We start from the raw sequence: 23,022 nt of genomic DNA, 5'->3' as shown, positions 1-23,022 counted from the left end.
TTTAGAAATTTATTGAAAAAGAATGGTATTTTGAATTTGCTTTTTTTGAAGGATGAGGTCCAGAATATCAGCTTCCAGTTTAAGAGCTTTTTTGTTGGGAGAAAGCACGTAAGTAGTATTCGATTGTGATTTCACTGGAGTTTCAAACTGCATGATGGAAGTATATTTCGCATCATTAAAAACTTCTTTGTCTGCCTTACTCATCTTGTCGTAGTCAGCTTTGAAAGTATTGACTTTATTCCTTGTCAGGGTCTTTTTTTCAAGATTCTGGCTGTACACCTGGGTTGGAACCATTTTACCCAATATTTTCTGGGCTTTCAGTTTTTCCAGACCGGCATTGATGTTTTCGATTTTTTTGAAATTACAGCTCAGTTTGATGATGTAATTATCAAAATCCATGGAGGTTTTCACATTGCTGATTCCGGGAGTTCCTTTAAAAATTCTGGCAGCTTCATTGATTTTATTTTCAATTTCTGACTTTTTAGGAACTTTTTTTCCGTTGATGGTTTCCATTTTTGAGATGGAAGCCAGTCTTGTCTTGCTCTTACTGGCGTTAAGAATAATAGTATACTCTCCTGTACCATCAGCTTTTACGTTCACCTTATCCAGGATATCGAAGCAGCTTGTTAAAAAAAGCAGGGGAAGCAGAAGTAGAAATAGTTTTAGTATTTTTTTCATGATCAGGTTAAAAGCACAAAATTACTTAATTCTGGCCTTACATCCTTATAATCTTTGATTTTTTGGGCATAAATAGCTGTTTCCCGGTACTTTTTCAGGGGAAAATACGGTATTGCTTCCGTATTTTATTTTTTAAACACGCCCTTTAAGATAATCCTGGCGAAGATCTTCATCCAGTTTTTCAATAGCATACCGAAGACAGGTTCTGGGCATTTCTTTGTAGTGCAGATTCAGATAGCTGATCAGTTCTCCTTCATTTTTATTTCCCATCTCTCTTAGCAGCCATCCATTTGCTTTGTGCATCAGGTCATGGGAGTGTTTAAGATTTCTGGTGACAAATTCTTTGGTCAGATCAAATGATCCTTTTTTTATATAATGCATTGTTCCCACTACAGCAATTCTTTTATGCCACATCTCATCAGATTCCGAGAGTTGCTTAAGAAGGCTTTCTTTCTGATTTTCATAAGCATATCTGCCTAAAATTTTATAACAGGTAGAATCTACCAGATCCCAGTTATTGATATAAGGAAGATGATCCAGATAAAAAGCGACCACCTCTTCTTTTACCGCCTTATCTTTTGTTTTTTCAAATTTTAAAATCAGCATAAAAAGAGCTGTCAGCCTATGCTCGTGATATGTTGAAGAAAGTAATGAGCTGAGTTCTTTTAAGCTTATTTTTGAGTAATATTCTTTGGCCACAGAACGCTGATCCGGAACTTTTACGCCCAGAAACAAGTCACCTTCGCCATATTCTCCTTTTCCTGTTTTGAAAAATCTCGGAAAAAACTCCGCCTTTTCAGGAATGGACAAAACAGCAAGGGCTTCCTGTATTTCTTTAACAATGCTCATATGATTTTAAGCGTTTTCTTCTACAGCAATATTTTCCTGCTCCTCTTCTTCTTTGGCAATCTTATTCGGATTGGCCACTTTAGCAATGGTAAGTCCCTGAACAATGATTGAGAATACGACAACACAGTAGGTAATACTTAAAATAATTTCACTGTATTCACTTTTAGGGATAGACATCGCCAATGCAATAGAAACTCCTCCCCGGATTCCTCCCCAAACCAGCACTTTCACCGTCTGTGGGCTGAAACTTCTTCTCAGGGAAGTAAATTTTGTAGGCCCCCAGATCGAAATAAATCTTGCCAGCAAAACCACCATAATGGCCACTAAGCCCGGAATCATAAAATGTCTCAGATCTTTAATCATCAAAAGTTCAAACCCAATGAACAGGAATAATACCGCATTCAGAATTTCATCTATCAATTCCCAGAATTTGATCAGATAATCCTGGGTAACAGACTTCATTTTGAAACTTCTGTTGAAATTTCCCATAAATAATCCTGCCGCCACCATAGTCAATGGTCCTGAGATATGCATCTGACGGGCAATAAGATAACCTCCCATTACCACTGAAAGCGTTACTAATACGGAAATAATATAATCATCCACTTCACGCATCAATCTTGAAGTAACCCATCCCAACAGAACCCCGAGTAAAAGACCTCCACCAGCTTCCTTAAGGAGAAGCAATCCTATCGTTTCAACACTCAGATCCACTTCTTTTCCGATGGCCAGCTGTAAAATCACTGTAAAAACGACAACTGCCATACCGTCATTGAAAAGAGACTCTCCGGCTACTTTTGTTTCCAGTGATTTGGATACATTGGCTTGCTTCAGGACACTCAGAACCGCTACCGGATCGGTAGGAGAAATCAAGGCGCCGAAAACAAGACAGTAGATAAAAGGAAGTTTAATCCCCACATAAGGAAGAAGATAAAACATTCCGAATCCTACAACAAAGGTAGAAATAACAACCCCTACTGTGGAAAATATCACTACAGGTCTGAACTGTTCTTTCAGGTCATTAATATTAATATGAATTCCTCCTGCAAAGAGCAGAAAATTAAGCATGGCACCCATCAGAACTTCTGTAAAATCTATTCCGTTCATAAGGTTATGAAGATGTCCGAAAGTTCTGGGAAGAACCGTTTCTCCGAACAGGACCAGAAAAATAGAAACCACAATGGCAATGACCATAATTCCGATGGTACTCGGAAGTTTTAAAAACCTATAATTAAGATAGGCAAATATTGATGCTAATACGATTAATGCTGAAAATGAATAATATAATTCCACTAAGTGTTTTTATTTTAAGATTAATTGGTGAGTTCCAAATAGAGTATTTTGATATAAATCTGCTTCCCGTCCTTTTCCCATATATCAAACATCGCATCTTTAGAAGCTTTTGAACTCCTGGTATAATCCTGTCCAATATTCAGAATGTTGAGCAGAATATATTCATCTCCTACCGAATTGACGATATAGGCTGTTTTCTCGGATTTTCCGTCTCCGGAACTTCTTATTCCTTCGGTAAGGGTACGGAACTGGTTCAGATGGTGTACAAAGTTATTTCCATCTTTTACTGAATCATAGGCCCTAAGAAGGATCAACAGAATATCCAGGTTGGTAGGATCTTTACCATACAAAGCTTTTCCCTGCTTGATACAGTCTGCAAAATTATTTTGCTTAAAGGCTTCTACAAGACTTTTAAAGCTGTCTCCCGATGTGCTTATTTTATCGCTCCTAAAATTTCTTCCGTAATACAGATATTGAGCTTCTATACTATCCAGAGACTTTGGGTATCCTTTAAATTTGAAAATAAGCTTCTCGTAATTGTACGGCGAATCGGAAGTCCTGAGACTTTTCTCAATAGCTTTTAAATCAATTTTTGATTTCTGGCTGAACCCAAAAACCGAAAACATGATGAATAAAAGGAAAAAGTGATACTTCATTAATTGTTGCTTTCTTCTTCGTCGTTGTCGAAATATTCGAAAAGAAAATCGTTGTATGGAAATCTGGAAATATGAATCTTCATGACCTCATCATAGATCATTTTCTTCATTTCCGGGAAGTTTTCTTTCGTTAATGCAGAGATGAAAACTGTCGGATACTTTGACTTTGCCATCCACGTCTTTTTCCATTCCTCAAGAGAAATATTTTTACGGGTTGAAGGCGTAAGATCATCTTCATCCTTTTTCTCGTAGCTGAAATCGTCAATTTTATTGAAAACCATGATCATTGGCTTCTGATGAGCGTTGATTTCCATCAGGATATGATTTACAGATTCTATATGATCTTCAAAGCTTTCGTGAGAAATATCCACCACATGGATCAAAAGATCAGCTTCACGAACCTCATCCAATGTAGATTTAAAAGATTCTACCAGCTGAGTAGGCAATTTTCTGATAAACCCTACGGTATCGGTCAACAGAAACGGTAAATTTCCAATTACTACTTTTCTTACCGTAGTATCCAGCGTAGCGAATAATTTATTTTCGGCAAAAACTTCAGATTTTGAAATAGAATTCATCAGGGTAGATTTCCCTACGTTGGTATATCCTACCAAAGCAGCACGAACCACTTTCCCACGGTTGTTACGCTGGGTAGCCATCTGCTTGTCTATCGTCTTCAGTTTCTCTTTCAGCAATGTAATTCTGTCACGGATAATACGACGGTCAGTTTCAATCTCCGTTTCTCCGGGACCTCTCATCCCGATTCCCCCTTTCTGACGCTCAAGGTGGGTCCACATTCTTGTCAGTCGTGGTAAAAGATACTGGTATTGTGCCAGCTCCACCTGAGTTCTTGCATAAGAAGTTTGTGCTCTCTGGGCAAAAATATCAAGAATAAGATTGGTACGGTCCAGGATTTTAACCTCCATTTCCCTTTCCAGGTTTTTAAGCTGTGAAGGAGAGAGTTCATCATCGAAAATTACGGTTCCGATCTCGTTTTCTTTTACATATTCTTTTATCTCGATGGCTTTTCCGCTACCGATAAAGGTTTTGGAATCAGGCTGAGTTAATTTTTGGGTAAAGCGCTTTTGTACGGTTGCTCCTGCTGTGAAAGCTAAAAACTCAAGTTCATCCAAATACTCCGTCAGTTTTTCTTCATCCTGATTCTGGGTAATAACACCCACCAGGACAGCTTTCTCATAGTTATGTTCTTTCTTTTCTAACATTAAGTTCTGTCTATGTTTATGATTTTTACAAGTTAATATTTTTCAGAAAAAAAACAAAATCAATTTTTATTTAATAACATATTTTAATATAAATTTAAGTTTACTGATGAATGATTTATAAAAAATCAATAACTTTATATAATAAATTTCTGATTTTTAATTATTTAAATCAAAAACTAATCTCCGGAATATCATGGTTACCCATATCAAATGTATGATTATTGATGATGATGAACTGGACAGGCTGGTTCTTCAGCATTATATCAGGCAATATCAAAATATTGAAATTGTTGCCACTTTCGACTCTGCTGAAAAGGCGGTTCTCTATCTTGACATTCCTGTTGATCTCCTGATTACCGAAACCAATTTAAAGGGGATGAACGGTCTTGAGTTCAGAAAGCTGGCCCATAAGATCCCTGCCTGTATTTTCGTAAGCTCTCATCCCGAACTGGCCGCCGGAGCTTTTGAGATTAATACTTTAGATTTTATTACCAAACCACTTACCGCAGAACGCTTTCATTATTCCATGGAAAAGCTTTTTGATTTTTTTGAAGTAAAAGAAAAATGTGAATGCTATGATGCCATGGTGGGAGAAAACTGCATCAAAATAAAAGAAGGTGGTCATGTTTTTCAGATTAAAATGAAAGATATTCTTTACCTTGAAGCTCTGAAAGATTACACCAGAATCATCACACTTGAAAAAAATCATTGTATTTTAAATTCGCTGGGAAATCTTCTGCAAAAAAGTTTTTTTCATTCTTTTGTCAGAATACACAGAAGCTATGCCGTTCCACGTCATCTTATCCGCGGAAAAAGCTGTCACGAAATAGAACTTCCGCATCGTATAAAACTTCCTATTGGCCGAACTTACAAAGACAATCTTTCCTTTTTTAATCCTTAAAAACACATCATAATAATTCACCAATGCCATTGGTCGATTATTTCTGCCGTTGGTCTATTTTCCTGCCAATCAATGGAGATAGGTGGTAATTTAGTCTTCCCAAATTCCCCAAGAAAACACATCTATTAATCACCAAAACTGTTATCCATGGAAAGAATATCTATTTACTGTATTATTCTGTCTGTCTTTTCCATCCCCATACTGCACGCACAATCTGCAGTTTTGGCAACCGGACTGGATGCATCAGCAGCTAATGGTTTTGTTTCTTACAGTGTAGGCCAGACAACCTACCTCGAAAAAGGAACAGGACAAGTTCTCGAAGGTGTTCAACAGCCTTACGAAATCATCACACTTACCACTCTGGAAAATTCCTCTGAACTCAAAGACATTTTGTTATATCCTAATCCCTTTAAAGATTATCTGTATTTGGATTTTACTTCAAATAATTTTAAAGGGTCAGAATATCAGCTATTTGATGCTCAAGGCAAGCTGGTAAAAAAAGATAAGATTTCACAATCAAAATCTGAGCTTAATTTCTCCTCACTTCCTTCTGCTATGTACATTATCAGAATTACCCAAAATGGGGAAAATATCAAAACTTTTAAAATCATTAAAAAATAAAATGCCATGAAAAAAATATTATCACTGTTTTGGATTCTGATAGGTTTCTTTATGGGACTTTCTCAGGCTCCGGAAAAAATGAGCTACCAGGCTGTCATGAGAAATGGATCCGGACAACTATTAGTCAATCAAGCCATTGCTGTAAAAGTAAGCATATTACAGGGATCTCCTGCCGGAGCCGCAGTCTACTCTGAAAGACTCACCGGAAACACAAATGCCAACGGGCTTATCAGCCTTGAAATAGGAACCGGAACTGTACTTACAGGAACATTCGCTACCATCAACTGGCCTGCAGGAAGCTATTATTTAAAAACAGAAACAGATCCTGCCGGAGGAACCAGCTATACCATAGTAGGGACCAGCCAGCTGTTAAGTGTTCCTTATGCAATGTATGCCAAATCTGCAGGAGGCGGCGGCGGAAGCTTTGCCATTCCTTACAGCACAACGGTTAATAATGCTTCGACTCTGTTTTCATTGATCAACGATGGAGATGGTGCTTCCCTGGAGGGAGTAAATAATACTACCACATCCAATATTTCTGCAGTAAGAGGAATTGTAAACAGCGCTTCTCCCGGTGGATTTTCCAGTGCTGTACGTGGTATTAACAATGGTACAGGAGGACTTGGAGTCGGGGTTTACGGAAGCCAGGCCGGAAGCGGCTGGGGAGTATATGGTGTTACTCCGAACGGACTGGGTGTATATGGTAATGCCAGTGCCAACGGAACCGGGGTTTACGCCAACAGTAATACAGGAACAGGTCTTACCGCTACCAGTAATAACGGGATTCCCGCAAGTATTTCAATCTTTAATAATGCGAATAATAATGTTGCCCTTAGTGCATCCAGTGTAGGAAACGGTACGGTTATCAATGTTACCACTTCAGGAAACGGAGCCGGAGTCAGAAGTTCTACAGGAGCCGGATTTGGGCTGCATGGAATAACTTCCTCACAGACTTCCGCCGGTGTTGTAGGCGATAACAACGGTGGTGGTGAAGCTGTAGTAGGCAGAACCACCAGTGATATTGCCGGAGCAGTCGTAGGCCGTAATGACGGAGGCGGATATGGAGTAAGAGGATTTGTAGCTACCAATACAGCCGGAACGGGTATTGGTGTTTACGGTCAGGTAGGTTTAAATAACAGTACCGGACGTGCGGGAAGATTTGAAAATTTCAACAATACAAATACTGATGCTAATACTTTTGAAGTGGCATCTAACGGAAATGGAAACATCCCTGATAATACCAAAGGTAATGCTGCTTCTTTTGTACTCAATAATACCAATAGTGTAGGAGCTGCCGTAAGAGGGGAAGTCAATACTATTTTTGGAAATTTTGGTGCTGCCGCTATTTTTGGTGTTTCATCCGGAACCGGAGGACGAGCCGGGCTATTCTACGCTTCCAATCCTGCCGGAAACGGAGCATCATTGATCGCCTTGACAGACGGTAACGGTAACGCCATTACAGCCAATGCAGGTAAAGACGGAAATGGGGTTGAGACCAATATTGATGGTGCCGGAAATGCGCTTTATGCATGGGTTCCTTCTTTTGCTACCGGACGTGCAGGACGATTTAATATTTTCAATGAATCAAACACCAGCGATGTTATCACTGTAACCACTGTTGGAAACGGTATTGCAGGTAATTTCAAGGTAGATAAAGTGACCGGAACCTCTCCTGCAGTAAGAGGAGAAGTCAATTCACAGTTTGCCAACTTCGGCACAGCAGGAATTTATGGAGTATCTTCCGGAACCGGAGGATATGCAGGCCTTTTCCACGCATCCAATCCTGCAGGGAACGGCCCTGCCTTAATTGCCATTGCAGATGGTAATGGTAATGGTATCACCGCTAATGCATCCAACACTGGAGATGGTGTAGAAACCACTGCAGACGGAACAGGAAATGCTATTTATGCCTGGGTACCTAATTTTAGTAATGGCCGGGCAGCCAGATTTGTTAATTTTAATACCTCGAATACGAACCCTGCACTTACTGTAGAAACCCACAGCGCAGGATCTTTGGCTCTGTTCAAATCCGGAAACCCGGGAACCGTAAATGTTGCCCGTATCGATAATACCGGAAAAGGATTTTTCAATGGTGGTACACAAAACAGTGGTGCTGACGTTGCAGAAGCTTTTGACGTTAAAGGAAACATTTCCGAATATGAACCTGGTGATATTCTTGTTATTTCAACAAAAGCAGACAGAACGGTTGAAAAATCATCAACGTCCTATTCTACTCTTGTTGCAGGAGTATATGCTACCAAACCGGGGGTACTGCTTACGGAAGAGCACATCGACATTGATATTTCCAATAAAGCGCCAATGGGTGTTATTGGTGTTATTCCAACCAAAGTATGCCTTGAAAACGGAAACATAAAAAGAGGGGATCTCCTGGTAACTTCATCTAAAGCAGGTGTTGCCATGAAAGCCAATATTAAAAAGGTAAAAATTGGTCAGGTAATCGGAAAAGCACTTCAGGATTATGACCAAAAAGAGATTGGAAAAATTCAAGTATTAGTCAACATAAAATAAACCGTCATGAAAATAGCATACATTATCCCGTTATTATTTTTAAGCACTATTATCTATGCGCAGGAAAATAAAAAGGCAGCTCCGGCAGAGGAAGATCAGACACTGGTTGTAAAACAGGCACAGGAACAGCAGGCTAAACTCATGCAGGAAGCCAAGGAAAATAATGAAAAGAAAACCGTAAACTCAGGTCTTGCTTCTGATCAAAGCCTTGAAGTAAAAAAACAGGAATCTAAAACCAAAGCAGCTGCAGACAATTCAGGCAAGCTTCTCCCCAACACAGCTAGTCTTGAAGACCTCAAAAAAACAATTCCCAACAGACAGGCATATCACAATACTACAAATTCTAGGAACACAAAAATGAATGTTACCGGGCTGCCTAACACAGCAACTCTGGAAGAAATAAAAAAAACGATTCCCAAAAACTAATAACTCTCAAAGGCTAATAACCTCAAAAAGCTGATAACCAAACTAGATTTTTCAAACAAAGAAGTCCGCTGCAAGGCGGACTTTTGTATGGTAAGGGAGCATCATTAATCCCAATCAGCAGCTACAAATTTCATTGAATTTCCATGATCATCGGATAAAGTCAAAAAATGCCCGTCAATAGAATAATGAGTCATCGTTTCTATTTTCTTCTGAAAAGACATTTCAAGATTCATATCCTGACAGGCTTTCATGGTACTCACTCCTTTTGAGATTTTCACATTTCCTCCTGTTTTAAATTCAGTCATAAAAGACATCCGGTTGCATCCCATATAAGAGCTTGCCTGAATTTTACCCTTTACCTTATTGGCTGTCAGATTGAATTCGGCTTTATTAGCCATTAATTGGTCTTTTGAAAAACCATCAAAAGAAACCAGCATCCATTGCCTTTGAAGAAAGGGATCTTTGGCGGGTACTGAAGAACAGTTCAAAACAACTCCTAAAAGTAAAACTGTAAAAAGTGGTAATAGTATCTTTTTCATGTGAATTATCATCCCATTTTCATACCATTCCGGGACAGAATCTCGTAAAAATTAGTAAATTAGCGACACAAAAATTATTTTATAAAATGAAAAGACTATTTCTACTATTCACTTTCTTACTGGGCTTTGCTCAGATGAGGGCGGATGAGGGGATGTGGCTGCTAATGCTCATCAAAAGACTTAACGGTGTTGATATGCAAAAAGAGGGTCTGCATCTTACGCCTGAAGAAATTTATTCAGTGAACAATTCAAGCTTAAAAGATGCTATCGTAAGTTTCGGTGGTTTCTGTACGGGGGAGATTGTTTCTGATAAAGGACTTATATTTACCAACCACCACTGTGGTTACGGTGCTGTTGCTGCGGCTTCTACACCAGAAAAAGATTATTTGAAGAACGGTTTCTGGGCAATGAAACAGAAAGACGAATTCAATGCAAAGGATCTTTATGTAAGATTTTTAGTAAGAATGGATGATGCTACGCAAAGAATCAATTCTAAGCTAAACAACAATATGACCGGAGCAGAGAGAAAAGCTGTTATCGATGCTGAAACTAAGGCTATCCAGACAGAAAACTCTGAAAACGGAAAATATACGGTAGTCGTAAAAGATTTCTTCAACGGAAATGAATTCTACTATTTCGTATACCAGGATTATAAAGATATCAGATTGGTAGGTGCTCCGCCTTCATCATTAGGAAAATTCGGAGGAGATACAGATAACTGGGAATGGCCAAGACACACTGCAGACTTCACCGTTTTCAGAGTGTATGCTGATGCTGCAGGAAATCCTGCTGAATATTCTCCAAGCAATACTCCGCTGAAGCCTAAGCATTTCCTTCCGGTTTCTCTTAAAGGAATTAAGCCTGGTGACTTCTCAATGATCTTAGGATACCCTGGAAGAACAAACCGTTACCTGACTTCTTACGGAATTCAGCAGATGGTAACTAAAGATTACCCGGCATGGGTTGAAGCTTCTAAACTGGCTATGGATGTTATGAAAAAATACATGGACAAGGATAAGGCGACTCAGCTTAACTATGCTTCTCAATATGCTTCTGTAGCTAACTACTGGAAAAACAGACAGGGAACTATCGATGCTGTAGAGAAAAACGGAACTATTTCTGACAAACAAAAGATTGAGGAAACTTACAATAAGTGGGCTGCAATGCCAGGAAATGATCAATACAATGGCGTTTTAGAAGATATTGGTATCTACTACAAGCAAGTTTCTGATAGAAATGTTGAAAGAAACTATGCGACTCAATTTACAAGAAATGCAAAATATATTACCCTTGCTGCTCAGGTAGGATCTGCTCTTAAAGCATATGCTGCTCAGGATATGCAAGGAAGATTAGCGATGAAAGCTAAAACAGAAGCTGCTATCAAAGCTGCTTATGAAAACTTCAATCCAGCTTTGGAAGGAGAAATGCTTGCTGCTATGACCAGCCTTTATCAGGCAAGAGTTAAAAACCCGGAAGTTGCTTCCGCTACTATTTTAGGACTGGATGCTAAAACGGTTTCTAATTTGGCGTATTCTTCAATCTTTGCTAATAAGACTTCTGCAACGAACTTCTTATTGAATCCTGATGCATTGAAGCTTGATGCTGACCCGCTTTGGAAAGCAGCTAACGGAATTGTTGCTGATCAAAAGATAAGCACAGACAGATTTGTAAAAATAGATGACAACTTTGCAAAAAACAACCGTCTGTTCTTAGCTGGATTAATGAAGGCTATGCCTGAGAAGAAATTCTACCCGGATGCTAACTCTACAATGAGATTAACTTACGGAACTGTAGATAAATTACCTATCAGAAATGACAGAAACTATTTCGGAATTACTGATAACTACTATACAGATATGACTGGTCTTGTTGGAAAATACAAGAAAGGGGATGAAGAATTTGATCTTCCTCAAAGAGTGATTGATCTTTACAACCTTAAAGATTTCGGTCAGTATGCTGATGCTGCAGGTTATATGCCTGTAAACTTCCTTTCAAACAACGATATTACAGGTGGTAACTCAGGTTCTCCGGTAATTGACGGAGACGGTAACCTTATCGGTATCGCTTTTGACGGAAACAGCGAAGCATTAAGCGGTGATATCGTATTCGAGCCTGAATGGCAGAAAACCATCAATGTAGACGTTCGTTTTGTTCTTTGGACAATCGATAAGTTTGCGGGGGCAAGAAGATTAGTTGATGAATTGAAGCTTGTAAGAGACGCAAACACTCCTGCTGATACAAAAACTAAAAATTCAGGTACTACAACAATGCCTAAGAAAGTTAAAAAATAATCATCTTATCTGATATATTTTTGAAACCGTGAAATTTACTTTCACGGTTTTTTTATTTTTGATTATTAAAATATTTATCATGAATCCTGAACGTATCGAATTTACAGCCATTATTCAGCAGAACGGCGCAATGAATGCTGCGTTTGTAGAATTTCCATTCTCTACAGAGGAATTGTTTCACAAAAAAGGACAGGTAAAGATAAAAGCTGTGTTTGATGATAAAGTTGAATACCGCGGAAGTCTTGCCAAAATGAAATCCGACTGTCATATTTTAGGTTTGACACAGGAGATCAGAAAGCGACTTGGTAAAACCTTCGGAGATGAGGTTTCCGTATCTCTTATTGAAGACAGGGAGGAAAGAGTGGTTGAAATTGCAGATGACATCGCCCTTGTTTTTAAGGAAAATCCTGAAGCAAAAGCTTTATTTGATGCAATGAGCTACACCCACAGGAAGGAATACATCCGCTGGATAGAAGAAGCCAGGAAACCGGAAACAAGAGAAAACAGAAAGGTAAAAATGATCCAGATGATTCTGGAGGGGAAAAAGGGAATATAATTGATTTTATTTTTCATTCTAAAAAACTATACCTGAAAAAAACTGAATTTAGAAAATATTTTTTGTCAGGATCTCAAAAAGTAGCCGACTATAGTTACAGATATCAATTATAACTATAAAAATTTACTTTTATGAACAGGTTTATTTTCAGAACATCAGTTTTAGCAGCAGCTACTCTAGCTGCATTCACTCTTTCTTCATGCCGTGATTCGGATAATGGCATGATAACGGATATGACTTTTCAAAGAACTATTACTTTTGAAAACGTTGTAACTCCCAAAGATTTTGTGCAAAGCGGAAGTTTTCAGGGAACGGGAACTCCTCCTGTGATTATGCCCGGACAATCGGTTTCTGTTACATTCAGTGCAGGAAAAACTCAGGCTTTAATGTTTGCTACGATGTACGGAGATTCAAAAGACTGGTTTTTTGCATCCCAACAGCCGGGTATCAAATTGTTTGACGCTAATGGAAATGCTATTACCGGAGATGTTTCTTCAAGTGTCCGGTTATGGGATAACGGAACCAAAAATGATACCACCGGGCAAGCTGAAAGCAAGCCTGTCATGCAGGTTCCTAACGTCAATGCTTCCCAGCTTATGAAACTCAATCTCTCTTACAATGATGTAAGTTCGGAGTTTACGCTCACCATTACCAATACCTCCGGCGGAACGGCCAACGAAACTCCTTTTTCTCCAGGTGTATGGGCGGTCTCCAACTATAATGGCTCTCAGCTGTTGAACAGCGCTCCGTTTTTTACTCCTAACTCTTTATCGAATCCTGAGATTACAGATATTGCTCAAATGGGAAATATAAATAAAATGATGACGAAACTGAACGCCAGCACAGGAATTATGACCGGGCTTTCTCCTGCCCTGGTGGTTGTGTACCGCGGCGATAAAAATCCAATTTATGAATTAGGAAAATCAGACAGCGGAATGGGCCTGAAAGACATTGCACAGTTCGGAAATGCAGCCAAGCTTCAAAATAGTCTGAAATCTCTATCTGATGTAAAAGGTGTATATGTTGCAGGGAGTGCTCCCGTAGCACCGGGAAGCAAAGTAACAACAAGTTTTAATGCTGAGCCGGGCGATAAAATTGCCTACGTAACAATGTTCGGATTTTCCAATGACTGGTTCTATGCCAATGAACAAAATATTGATGCGAATACTAAAGGAGACCTTAGTTCAAAAACTTCATTATTTGATTCCGGGACGGGCATTGACCAATATCCGGGAGCCGGAAATCATCAGGCTCTGTTTGGCGGAACTCCACAAAGTGAAAACATGAGTATTTCCAAAGTAGGAACCCAATATCCTGTTCCTGCTGTACAGAATGTGATTAAAGTAACCATCAACTAATCTTCAGATAAGAAAAGGTCAGACAATACTGTTTGACCTTTTTTATTATGCTGTTCGGAAAATAAAAGTATATCCGTTTTATTATTGTTTCAGTGCTCCTTCCAGATATTGTTTCCCTCCTCCATTGGTAACGGTTATAAAGCCTTCATAATGGCTTACCCTCACTCCCAGGTCGTTATTTATTTCTTTAAAATATCCAGCATTTTCTCTGTTATAGAATGTATCTCCCTGCCATAGAAATTGTGCAGACTGTCCTGTTTTGTTTTGAAAGGTAAGAACTCCCAATGGATTTACAAATCCCCGGGATTTAATATCCACCACTGCACTTTCATTGGCAGCGAAATCTTTTGACAATACAATAACGTTATTCATCTATCCTGTTTGGTTTTCAGTTAATTAAGGAAATGAAATAAGATTTCTCATTACCCTGATACAAATATCCTGGTCCACTGCGACAAAACCTGACGTATTTGCTGAATAAAAATTAAAAACCCAAACATATACTGTCTGGTTTTTTTCAATGATTCAATACTATTCAACCGGAATTCCGAGATATTTTAAGTAGGAATCCAGCATTTTTTTATCAAATACCGGTTCCTGAATGCCTGATCCCTCCAGATACTGAATAACATTGGAACAATCCCATATATAAGTATTCTGGTAAAGTTCTACAGTAGATAAGCCTTCATGCATATTGTCCCTGAAAAGACTTGTCAATGGATACAATCGGTTTTTACTGTCATCTTCCCACTGCTTTCTCCATTCTTTATAAGGAAGATCTTTGAGTGTAAAAGTATAATATTTCTTCATGAGCCCAAAGAAATCTTCTAAAGTAAGATTGGTTTCCGGACGGGCAATCAGATTGAATTTTTTACCTAGCGCGTCTTTATTTTTTGTGATATGAGCCATTGCTTTGGTCATATAATCTACGGTGATAAGACCTTCTCTAAGCTCTGTAAGTGCAGGGTAAGATTTGAACTCTATACAGTTTTTCACCAATCCGGACCACCATTGGTAGGATGCACTTGCTCCTGTTTCGCTGTGGCACATGGCATATCCAAGGCGGTAAGTAATCAGCGGCAGACCTTCTTTTGCCGCCAGATCGGCAATGGCTTCCATGACCCATTTGCTTCTTACGTAGCCAATGTCTTTGCTTACAGACATCAGGTTTTGTTCAATATCATCAGATTCCAGCATTACTGTTTTTCCTGTAAACAAATGTCCCCAGCTGTAGACGGAAATGGTTGACAGCAAGGCGAGACATTTTGTTCTTTCTGCTCCTGCCAGTTTTATGACTTCTCTTAGTCCTTCTACATTGGGAGCTTTCATATAGGAATACGGTTCTATGAAGTTCACGGAACTTCCGGAATGGTAAATTAAATCGGTTTGCTTCGCCAGCTTTGTGAATGTTTCTTCTGATAATCCTAAAGACGGTAAAGCCAGATCTCCGATTACAGGAATAATCCTCGACTTCTGTTCTATACTTTGAGGAATATGATATTGCTTAAAACATCGGTCTATTTTTTCCATTGCATGAAATTCGTCCTGAGCTCTTACAAGACAATAAATATCAGCATTGGTAGTATCCAGAAGTTCCTGCAACAGGTGAATTCCTACAAATCCTGTAGCTCCCGTTAAAAATATAGCGGCAGGGTTTTCCACCTGCTCAGGATCAAATCCGCCGGCAAAAACAGTTCCGGGAGCGAGATACACATCTTTCTGAAGTTCTACATAGGGCTCTACATCTTCCGTGGGGATAGCTTCTCTGGTTTCTCCGGATCTCTCAATAAGAACTTCCGACAGTTGCTGCAGTACCGGATACTGATAGATATCCCGCAGATACACCTTCACATCCAGCTTTCTTTGTAAAGCAACCGCCACCGTTGCAACCAACAGCGAGTTTCCTCCGATATCAAAAAAATTATCTGTAATATTAATAACAGGCCGCTCCAATGCAGAAGACCAGACTTCTGTAATCATTCTTTCGGTTTCGTTGGTTGGCGGTTCAGATGAAACCAATTCTTTTACTTCTTTATCGGCCAGATCTTTTAATACCTGAGTATCTGTTTTACCATTTGCCGTTAACGGGATTTTATCTATAAAAATAATTTGCGCAGGAATCATATACCCCGGAAGTTCATCTTTCAATGCATTCCGGATTGACGAAATATTTGTTACGGCTCCGGGATCTAAAACAACAAAAGCAATAAGATATTTGCTGCTTCCTTCGCTATCTTTACCAATCACCACAGCTTCTTTAATATTTTCCTGCTGAATCAGTGAACGTTCTATCTCCCCAAGTTCAACCCTGAATCCCCGGATTTTTACCTGATTATCAATTCTTCCTAAGAATTCAATCTCACCATCCGGTTTCCATCTGGCCAGGTCTCCGGTACGATAGATTTTCTCTGCTTCATTGAATGGATTCGTAATAAATTTGGCATCCGTAAGTTCTTTATTATTAAGATACCCTTTTGCTAAGAGATTTCCTCCAATACAGAGTTCTCCAACAGCTCCTACGGGCAGCAATTCCTTGTTTTCATCTAAAATATAGGCTTTTGCATTGGCAATGGGTCTGCCAATAGATGAAACATATTTCCCGTTAATATCTTTCACTTTTTTATAAGTAGCGTATACGGTACATTCTGTGGGACCATAATAATCCACCAGCTCATAGCTTAATTCTGAAGTAAGCACCGGTTTTAGCTTCTCACCTGCTGTAAAGAGATATTTGAGCTTCAGGTCATTATAATTGCGGGTAATATCCACTACAGAAGGAGCGAGAACAGTAGGCACAAAGCCATGGGTAATATGATTTTTTCTGTAGTAATCTGCCAATGCCTGAGCTTCTGTTCTATCTTCATTGTCTGCAATAAAAACCGTTGCACCTGAAGTAAGGGCCGACCATATTTCCCACACAGAAATGTCAAATGCCAACCCCGCCACAAGAGTCAGTTTTGAGCTGTGATCCACATGAAAATGATGATTATGCCATGTTACCAGATGTTGTATAGCCTGATGGCTTACCATTACACCTTTGGGCTTTCCGGTTGAGCCTGAAGTATAAATGGTGTATGCCAGAGCATTCTGATGGATGTTAATCCCTGGATATTCTGAAGGTAAATCATTAAGATCTTCCCTGTTGCTCAGATCGAATATTTTGTCTTTTTCAGTTTCAGACAGCAATATTTTGAGGTTTTGATTGGTAATGATAATATCAGAAGAAGTATCGGAAAGAATATACTCTACCCTCCTGGAAGGATAGGCAGGGTCTATTGGAACGTACGCCGCACCTGTTTTGATAACTCCAAGTACAGCAATGACCCATTCCAAAGAACGGTCCAGCCAGATGGGAACATATTTTCCTTCTTCAATACCTCGCTCTAATAAGAAGTTGGCTACCTGATTGCTTCTCTGATCCAACTCTTCATACGTAATCTTCTGATTCTGATAAACCGCAGCAGTCTTATCAGGATGAAGGATTGCCTGTTTCCGGAAAAGAGATTCCAGGGTTTCTTCATGATGGTAATCCCAACCCGTTTTATTAAATCCGTTGAGCAATTTTTCTCTGTCTTCAGAGGACAGTAATACCGCTGAACCTATCGATAAGGTTCCTGATGAGGGAATTGTGTTTGACATGATGATTTGATTTGGATTAAAAAATTTGTAAATAGCCGCTTAATGCTTCGATAAGTACATTTTAAACTCTGTGAAATGAGAAAAACGGACGTAAAACATAACCACAGCTTATTTTACTCAATGTGTTTTCATAATAGTTTTAAAACCGAATGATACAGAGTTTTACCCGATTCTCTCAGTGAGCAGAACGGCAAACAGTGTTCAAACGATGTTTATGGCAGTCGGAAAGAAGAAAGAATAAATGGCACATATTCTTCAGAAATTGATATTATTTCCTATTCAGAACTTCAAAATTTAAGAATTTGATTTTCATAATAAAATATTTTTAAAAATTTGACAATCAAACTTAACATAATATTTTAACCTATGTGTTACATAATTGCTACATTTATCCTACCACAAAGTATTAAACTTATGAAAAAACAAAGCATTTATCTATTTAAAAACCAACCAAATAGCACACCATTATCCATTCCAGAATTCACGATCCAGACTTCTGTATTGTATGGCTTCAGAAATATGATGTGACAGGATATTTTCAGATCCTTCAAGATCGGCTATTGTTCTGGCAACTTTAAGAATCCTGTCATAAGCCCTTGCCGAAAGATTGAGTTTTTCCATAGCTAATTTGATAAGACCGAAAGAAGTTTCATCCAGTTCACAATAGGCTTCAATTTCCTTAGGCCCTATTTGCGCATTACTGCTGATATTGAGGTTTTGATATCTTTTGTTCTGAATATCCCTTGCTTTCAGTACACGGTCTCTGATATCTTTACTCTTTTCACCTTTTCTTTTTTCGGAAAGCTGTTCAAATTCTACTTTCTGAACTTCAATATGAATGTCTATTCTATCTAAAAGAGGGCCTGAGAGTTTGTTCATGTACCGCTGCATTTCGTAAACAGATGAGGTATTATTAGGATCATCGGGAAAAAAACCGCTTGGGCTGGGATTCATAGAAGCTACCAGCATAAAACTTGCAGGATAGTTGACTGTAAACCGGGCTCTTGAAATCGTTACTTCACGATCTTCCAGAGGCTGCCTCATTACTTCCAGCACCGTTCTTTTAAATTCAGGCATTTCATCGAGAAATAAAACTCCGTTATGAGCAAGTGAAATTTCTCCGGGCTGAGGGTAACTTCCTCCTCCCACCAGGGCAACATCAGAAATAGTATGATGCGGAGATCTGAAGGGACGAACAGTCATCAATGATGTTTCTGTTCCTATTTTCCCGGCTACAGAGTGAATTTTTGTTGTTTCCAGCGCTTCTTTCAATGTCAGAGGAGGTAAAATACTGGGAACTCTTTTGGCCAGCATTGTTTTCCCACTCCCCGGCGGGCCGATCAGAATAATATTATGTCCGCCTGCTGCGGCTACTTCCATCGCTCTTTTGGCTGTTTCCTGGCCTTTAACTTCAGAGAAATCGAAAGGAAAATCATTGATCTTTTCATGAAATTCTTTTCGGGTATCCAGTGTCACTTTTTCAAGCGATTTTCCTTCATTGAAAAAATCAATAACTTCTCTGATATTTTCTACTCCGTAGACATCAAGGTCATTTACAATGGCTGCTTCTCTGGCATTTTGTTTTGGAAGAATGATTCCTTTAAATCCTTCTTCCCTGGCCTGTATCGCAATGGGCAAAACACCTTTAATCGGCTGTAAACTTCCGTCCAGAGAAAGCTCACCCATAATAATAAAGTCTTTAACATTCTCTGCCGATATCTGATCTGAGGCAGTTAAGATACCAATAGCAATACTGAGATCATAAGCAGAACCTTCTTTTCTAAGATCTGCGGGAGCCATATTAATCGTAATTTTCTTTCCGGGAATTTTAAATCCTACATTTTTCAATGCTGCAGAAATTCTGTAACTGCTTTCTTTAATAGCATTATCAGGAAGCCCCACAAGATGGTATCCTACTCCTCCGGTATCTACATTCACCTCAATGGTAATGGTCTGTGCGGCCACTCCATGAATGGCACTTCCATAAATTTTGATCAGCATGGTGTGTTTTTGAAGTAAAAGTAATGAATATACTATTTTGAAAATCCGGGTTTTATATTAACAGTATTCTAGCCAGACAAAGATTTTAAAAAAGATTTTAAGAAAACAGATCATCAGATATTTTTGTAGAAGTACGATGATGATAATAAAAAAAACCGGTACAAATTTCTTTGTACCGACTCAACCATTATTAAAAACTAACGAAAAAGATTATGCCATCTGAATTACTGAACATTAAGTGTAAGTCAGGAAGCGGATGCCGGAAAGAGGAAATTCCTTTTTGGGGTAATTATGATCGTCATTAGATTAACAAGGATGAAAATGTATCTATGAGCGTAAAGTATTAAAATAAATCACTTCAGTTCTTCTTCAATACAAGGAACATCCCTCCTCAGACATCCAATCTTCCTTCCCACAATCAATATTTTAGCATCTTCAGATTTTATAATCCTATTATTTTTTTATAAATCTGTTTTTATATTCTGTTCCGTCTGTGCTCCTGGAAACAATGATATAATTTCCGGGTACCAGACCGCTTACATCAATCGGCTGATTATATCTGTGATCATTTTTCTTCAGAACAAGTTTTCCGGACATATCTATAATGATAACCTCTTTATAGATTTTATCAGATTCTTTACCGATATAAAGGTGCTGTGCCGTAGGGTTAGGATAAATTTTCAGATTATTATCTTTTATTTTTGTTTCTCCTGTTCCCAGATTGCTGCAGAATTCCCAATCTCCGAAAGTCACCTCAACAAAAGCAAACGGATCTAACATCTGGCACTGATCCGGACAATATTCCGTACAGGCATAAAATCCGTATTTCCCCGAGCTTGTTGCAACATAGGTGTCTCCTACTACACCTGCAATAATACAAGGATCTCCTGCTACCGGTGGATTGCTCCCCGGCACACATTTGAACCAGGTATGTTTGCCATATACTAATGGAAATATATTGTCAAACTGTACAGAAGCTCCGTTGCAGACCTTCACTGTTCCCATATTTTCTTCATAGGTGCCTGGAGTATAAGTAGTCATCATTGCCGGCAGTCCATATACAAAACCATCTGCAAATGCTGTAGGACTTTCGGCTGTACAGTCGCCTTGGGAAACAACTACCTTAAAATAATTCAGCTGATCATTACCACTAATGGTTAACTGTTGTGAGGTCGCTCCCGGAATGGCTACCCAAGGGTTATTATTAGGGGTCTGCCAGGTCCATTCCTGTTTATACCATTGATAACTTGCGTAAGTCTGTGTTGTGGAAAGAACTTCATCTTCCGTATCACAGAATAAGATCGTTCCCGGGTATTTTTGTCCGAGTCTGGCACTGGTAATTGTTGGCGTGCACTGTGCTTTTATATCCAAAATAGAGAATAATAAAACCACTAAAAAGATTAGTTTTGTTTTCATATATCAATTATTAAGTTTGGTGTTTTTAAATCGGCTGCATTAGTCCAGCAGCACTCTGATTCCGAATTTCATATTAAAATGAAGGGGCTTTTCTTTATAAATGGTATTCGGAGCATTCTCTTCTTTAAAATGATATCCTATTCCCGGTTCTGCATAAATTCCAACCTTGTCAATGAGCTTCACCTGCAGGCCTACTGCCGTATTAACAGAAAACTGAAAAGGTTTCGGCTCCAGGCGTTCCTTTGAGGATTCCTTTATTTCATCATTCACAACATACGTTGTGGTAATATTTCCTGCTATCGGCTTTTCTACCAGGGCCCCGCCTGTAACATATCCTGTGAATCTTCCTTTTTGAATGACATTATAATTAACCTGTACCGGAATTCCCAGATAATGAACCGTCTGATCTCCTTTAATATAATTGTTGTCACTTCCGGAATGCAGTTCAGAAGACAGCTTGGTATAATTCAGTCCTGTTCCTATTCCCCATCTTTTCCCCAAATTATAGTATACAGAAAGACCAAATGTAACCGGCACTTTATGTCTGATTCTTGCTTCTACCGGCTGACTTTGATTGGCCAGTAGTATAGCCGTAAGAGGATCATCATGATATTCGGAAGTCGTCCATACCTGCTCAACGTTCATCGCTTTTCCTGTGATTGAAGCATAGCCGGGAAACTGCTGTTCTGCAGAATTGGAAGCCATATTGCCAGTAAGCATACCCAGCATCCATGATTTTTTGTCTCTGGATTTTCTGGTATGATGGGTTGCATTTCCTGCATATACTTCTTTTATTTTTTCCTGCTTAAAAAGAACCTCATCATTTTTATTTTCCACAACCTGCTCTTTCGCTGTATCATCAACAGGAGATAATTTCTGAGCGATCTTACTACTTTCCTGCTGAAAAGATTCTGAAGCCGTTGGCAGTTTAATTATATCCTTTAGCTCATTTTTCCTTACGGGTTCAAAATATTTTCGGGTCTGTTCTTTCAACCAAGGTCCGGAATTCACTATATTTTCAGCTAACGGAGCTTCTGACACCGATGTCATTTCTTCTGATGAAGCATGTTCGGCTCGTACAGGTTTTAAAGAATTTTTCTCTTTCTGCACGTTTGTCTGTATCTGAGACAGCATTTTCTCTGTATCATTCTGTGGCCATAATTTTGTCAGCAAAAACAGCAATGCAATAGCGGCAGCAATTCCTCCGATACGATAAAACAGGGATTTTTGACCTCTGCCAGCTATCTTTTCTGCCTTTCCCGTTTCTCCTTCATGCATTTCAGGAACAAATGCGGGAATGCTGCTATTTTCTTCTCCTGAAAATAATTCATCTCTGATGCCATCCCACAACCCTTCCGGAACGTCCTCTTCATGGTCATCCATTCTGCTTCGCAGATTATTTAGCCACTCGTTATTCATATTGTGCTTTTTTTGACATTTTAAATTCTTTTATTTTCTGAACAAGCAATCCTTTTGCCCGGTGAAACTGGGATGCAGAAGAATTCTCTGCAATTCCCAGCAGCCCGGCAATTTCTTTATGGCTTTTTTTCTCAAATACAAACAGGTTAAAAACAGTCCGGTAGCCATCAGGAAGAGCTCTGATCATCATCATAATATCATCACGGGGGATTTCTTCAAAATCCGGTTCTTCTTCATTAGGGATGTCCGCAAGATCGTCTACCTCTACAGCAGATTTAAAATCCCCTTTCTGTTTGATATGCTTTAAAGATTCATTAACTGTGATACGGGTCATCCAGGCTTTTAAAGAACCACTACCTCTGTACTCAAAAGATTCTATCGAACGGAACATTTTTATAAAACTGTTTTGAAGCACATCATGAACATCTTCTTTTTCTGCCAGATAACGGGAGCATACATAGGACAGATTTCCGGAATAAGCTCCAAAAAGCTCTTTCCAGGCAGCCTCTTCCTTTTTCAGAAGGTGCTTTACCAAAATCTGTTCTTTACTTTCTTCCATATGATGCAACTGCCTCCGTATCCACCGGGATGTTATAAAACTGTCAGGCAAAAATAGATTGCATCTTT

At 39.0% G+C, this 23,022-nt stretch carries 19 protein-coding genes; 7 read left to right on the top strand and 12 right to left on the bottom strand.

What is annotated here, in order from left to right:
* Positions 1–9: 9 nt before the first annotated feature.
* The 5 genes from V0410_RS16075 to hflX form a co-directional block, all read right to left on the bottom strand.
* On the bottom strand, positions 10–678 hold the full coding sequence (locus V0410_RS16075; protein ID WP_330744860.1) for a hypothetical protein: 669 nt from the start codon (positions 676–678) through the stop codon (positions 10–12).
* A 132-nt stretch (positions 679–810) separates the two neighbouring features.
* A complete protein-coding gene (locus tag V0410_RS16070; RefSeq protein ID WP_330744859.1) occupies positions 811–1,527 on the bottom strand; it encodes a DNA alkylation repair protein in 717 nt (238 codons plus the stop codon).
* Between the two features lie 6 nt (positions 1,528–1,533).
* Positions 1,534–2,820, bottom strand: coding sequence for a cation:proton antiporter (locus tag V0410_RS16065; RefSeq protein ID WP_330744858.1), 1,287 nt, complete (start codon positions 2,818–2,820; stop codon positions 1,534–1,536).
* A gap of 20 nt (positions 2,821–2,840) precedes the next feature.
* Positions 2,841–3,476, bottom strand: coding sequence for a DUF4919 domain-containing protein (locus V0410_RS16060; RefSeq protein ID WP_330744857.1), 636 nt, complete (start codon positions 3,474–3,476; stop codon positions 2,841–2,843).
* Positions 3,476–4,699, bottom strand: a complete 1,224-nt coding sequence (hflX, locus tag V0410_RS16055; protein ID WP_062673053.1) for a GTPase HflX — start codon at positions 4,697–4,699, stop codon at positions 3,476–3,478. Before hflX ends, V0410_RS16060 begins: the two co-directional genes overlap by 1 nt.
* A 193-nt stretch (positions 4,700–4,892) precedes the next feature.
* Between hflX and V0410_RS16050 the strand changes: the two genes are divergently transcribed.
* The 4 genes from V0410_RS16050 to V0410_RS16035 all read left to right on the top strand — a co-directional run bounded on the left by V0410_RS16050 (position 4,893) and on the right by V0410_RS16035 (position 9,176).
* Positions 4,893–5,600: a LytR/AlgR family response regulator transcription factor gene (locus V0410_RS16050; RefSeq protein ID WP_330744856.1), complete on the top strand. Its 708-nt coding sequence runs from the start codon at positions 4,893–4,895 to the stop codon at positions 5,598–5,600.
* 147 nt (positions 5,601–5,747) lie between these two features.
* On the top strand, positions 5,748–6,221 hold the full coding sequence (locus V0410_RS16045; protein WP_110009081.1) for a T9SS type A sorting domain-containing protein: 474 nt from the start codon (positions 5,748–5,750) through the stop codon (positions 6,219–6,221).
* A gap of 6 nt (positions 6,222–6,227) precedes the next feature.
* Complete coding sequence (locus V0410_RS16040) at positions 6,228–8,750, top strand: beta strand repeat-containing protein (protein WP_330744855.1); 2,523 nt, start codon at positions 6,228–6,230, stop codon at positions 8,748–8,750.
* A 6-nt stretch (positions 8,751–8,756) separates the two neighbouring features.
* Positions 8,757–9,176, top strand: a complete 420-nt coding sequence (locus V0410_RS16035) for a hypothetical protein (protein WP_330744854.1) — start codon at positions 8,757–8,759, stop codon at positions 9,174–9,176.
* A gap of 104 nt (positions 9,177–9,280) precedes the next feature.
* Here V0410_RS16035 and V0410_RS16030 read toward each other — a convergent pair whose 3' ends face one another.
* Positions 9,281–9,715 (bottom strand): META domain-containing protein, encoded by a 435-nt coding sequence (locus tag V0410_RS16030; RefSeq protein ID WP_330744853.1) that lies wholly within the window; start codon positions 9,713–9,715, stop codon positions 9,281–9,283.
* Between the two features lie 86 nt (positions 9,716–9,801).
* Here V0410_RS16030 and V0410_RS16025 point away from each other — a divergent pair, with 86 nt between their 5' ends.
* The 3 genes from V0410_RS16025 to V0410_RS16015 all read left to right on the top strand — a co-directional run bounded on the left by V0410_RS16025 (position 9,802) and on the right by V0410_RS16015 (position 13,920).
* Positions 9,802–12,006 carry a S46 family peptidase gene (locus V0410_RS16025; RefSeq protein WP_137904488.1) on the top strand — a complete coding sequence of 735 codons (2,205 nt, stop codon included), beginning with the start codon at positions 9,802–9,804 and terminating at the stop codon, positions 12,004–12,006.
* A 79-nt stretch (positions 12,007–12,085) separates the two neighbouring features.
* On the top strand, positions 12,086–12,562 hold the full coding sequence (locus V0410_RS16020; protein WP_330744852.1) for a YdeI/OmpD-associated family protein: 477 nt from the start codon (positions 12,086–12,088) through the stop codon (positions 12,560–12,562).
* 131 nt (positions 12,563–12,693) lie between these two features.
* A complete protein-coding gene (locus V0410_RS16015; RefSeq protein ID WP_330744851.1) occupies positions 12,694–13,920 on the top strand; it encodes a spondin domain-containing protein in 1,227 nt (408 codons plus the stop codon).
* An 81-nt stretch (positions 13,921–14,001) separates the two neighbouring features.
* On the opposite strand, the gene V0410_RS16010 is transcribed toward V0410_RS16015, so the two are convergent.
* From V0410_RS16010 to V0410_RS15985, 6 genes are all read right to left on the bottom strand, one after another.
* Positions 14,002–14,292 carry a hypothetical protein gene (locus tag V0410_RS16010; RefSeq protein ID WP_330744850.1) on the bottom strand — a complete coding sequence of 97 codons (291 nt, stop codon included), beginning with the start codon at positions 14,290–14,292 and terminating at the stop codon, positions 14,002–14,004.
* Between the two features lie 159 nt (positions 14,293–14,451).
* On the bottom strand, positions 14,452–17,559 hold the full coding sequence (locus tag V0410_RS16005; RefSeq protein ID WP_330744849.1) for a non-ribosomal peptide synthetase family protein: 3,108 nt from the start codon (positions 17,557–17,559) through the stop codon (positions 14,452–14,454).
* A 465-nt stretch (positions 17,560–18,024) separates the two neighbouring features.
* On the bottom strand, positions 18,025–19,560 hold the full coding sequence (locus V0410_RS16000) for a YifB family Mg chelatase-like AAA ATPase (RefSeq protein WP_330744848.1): 1,536 nt from the start codon (positions 19,558–19,560) through the stop codon (positions 18,025–18,027).
* A 453-nt stretch (positions 19,561–20,013) separates the two neighbouring features.
* On the bottom strand, positions 20,014–20,976 hold the full coding sequence (locus V0410_RS15995) for a T9SS type A sorting domain-containing protein (RefSeq protein ID WP_330744847.1): 963 nt from the start codon (positions 20,974–20,976) through the stop codon (positions 20,014–20,016).
* Positions 20,977–21,015: 39 nt separating this feature from the next.
* Positions 21,016–22,395, bottom strand: coding sequence for a porin family protein (locus tag V0410_RS15990; RefSeq protein WP_330744846.1), 1,380 nt, complete (start codon positions 22,393–22,395; stop codon positions 21,016–21,018).
* Complete coding sequence (locus V0410_RS15985) at positions 22,388–22,954, bottom strand: RNA polymerase sigma factor (protein WP_330744845.1); 567 nt, start codon at positions 22,952–22,954, stop codon at positions 22,388–22,390. Before V0410_RS15985 ends, V0410_RS15990 begins: the two co-directional genes overlap by 8 nt.
* Positions 22,955–23,022 lie beyond the last annotated feature (68 nt).

The sequence above is a fragment of the Chryseobacterium sp. CP-77 genome, from assembly GCF_036362765.1.
Taxonomy (GTDB): domain Bacteria; phylum Bacteroidota; class Bacteroidia; order Flavobacteriales; family Weeksellaceae; genus Chryseobacterium; species Chryseobacterium cupriresistens.
This window is presented reverse-complemented; position numbering and strand designations above follow the sequence as displayed.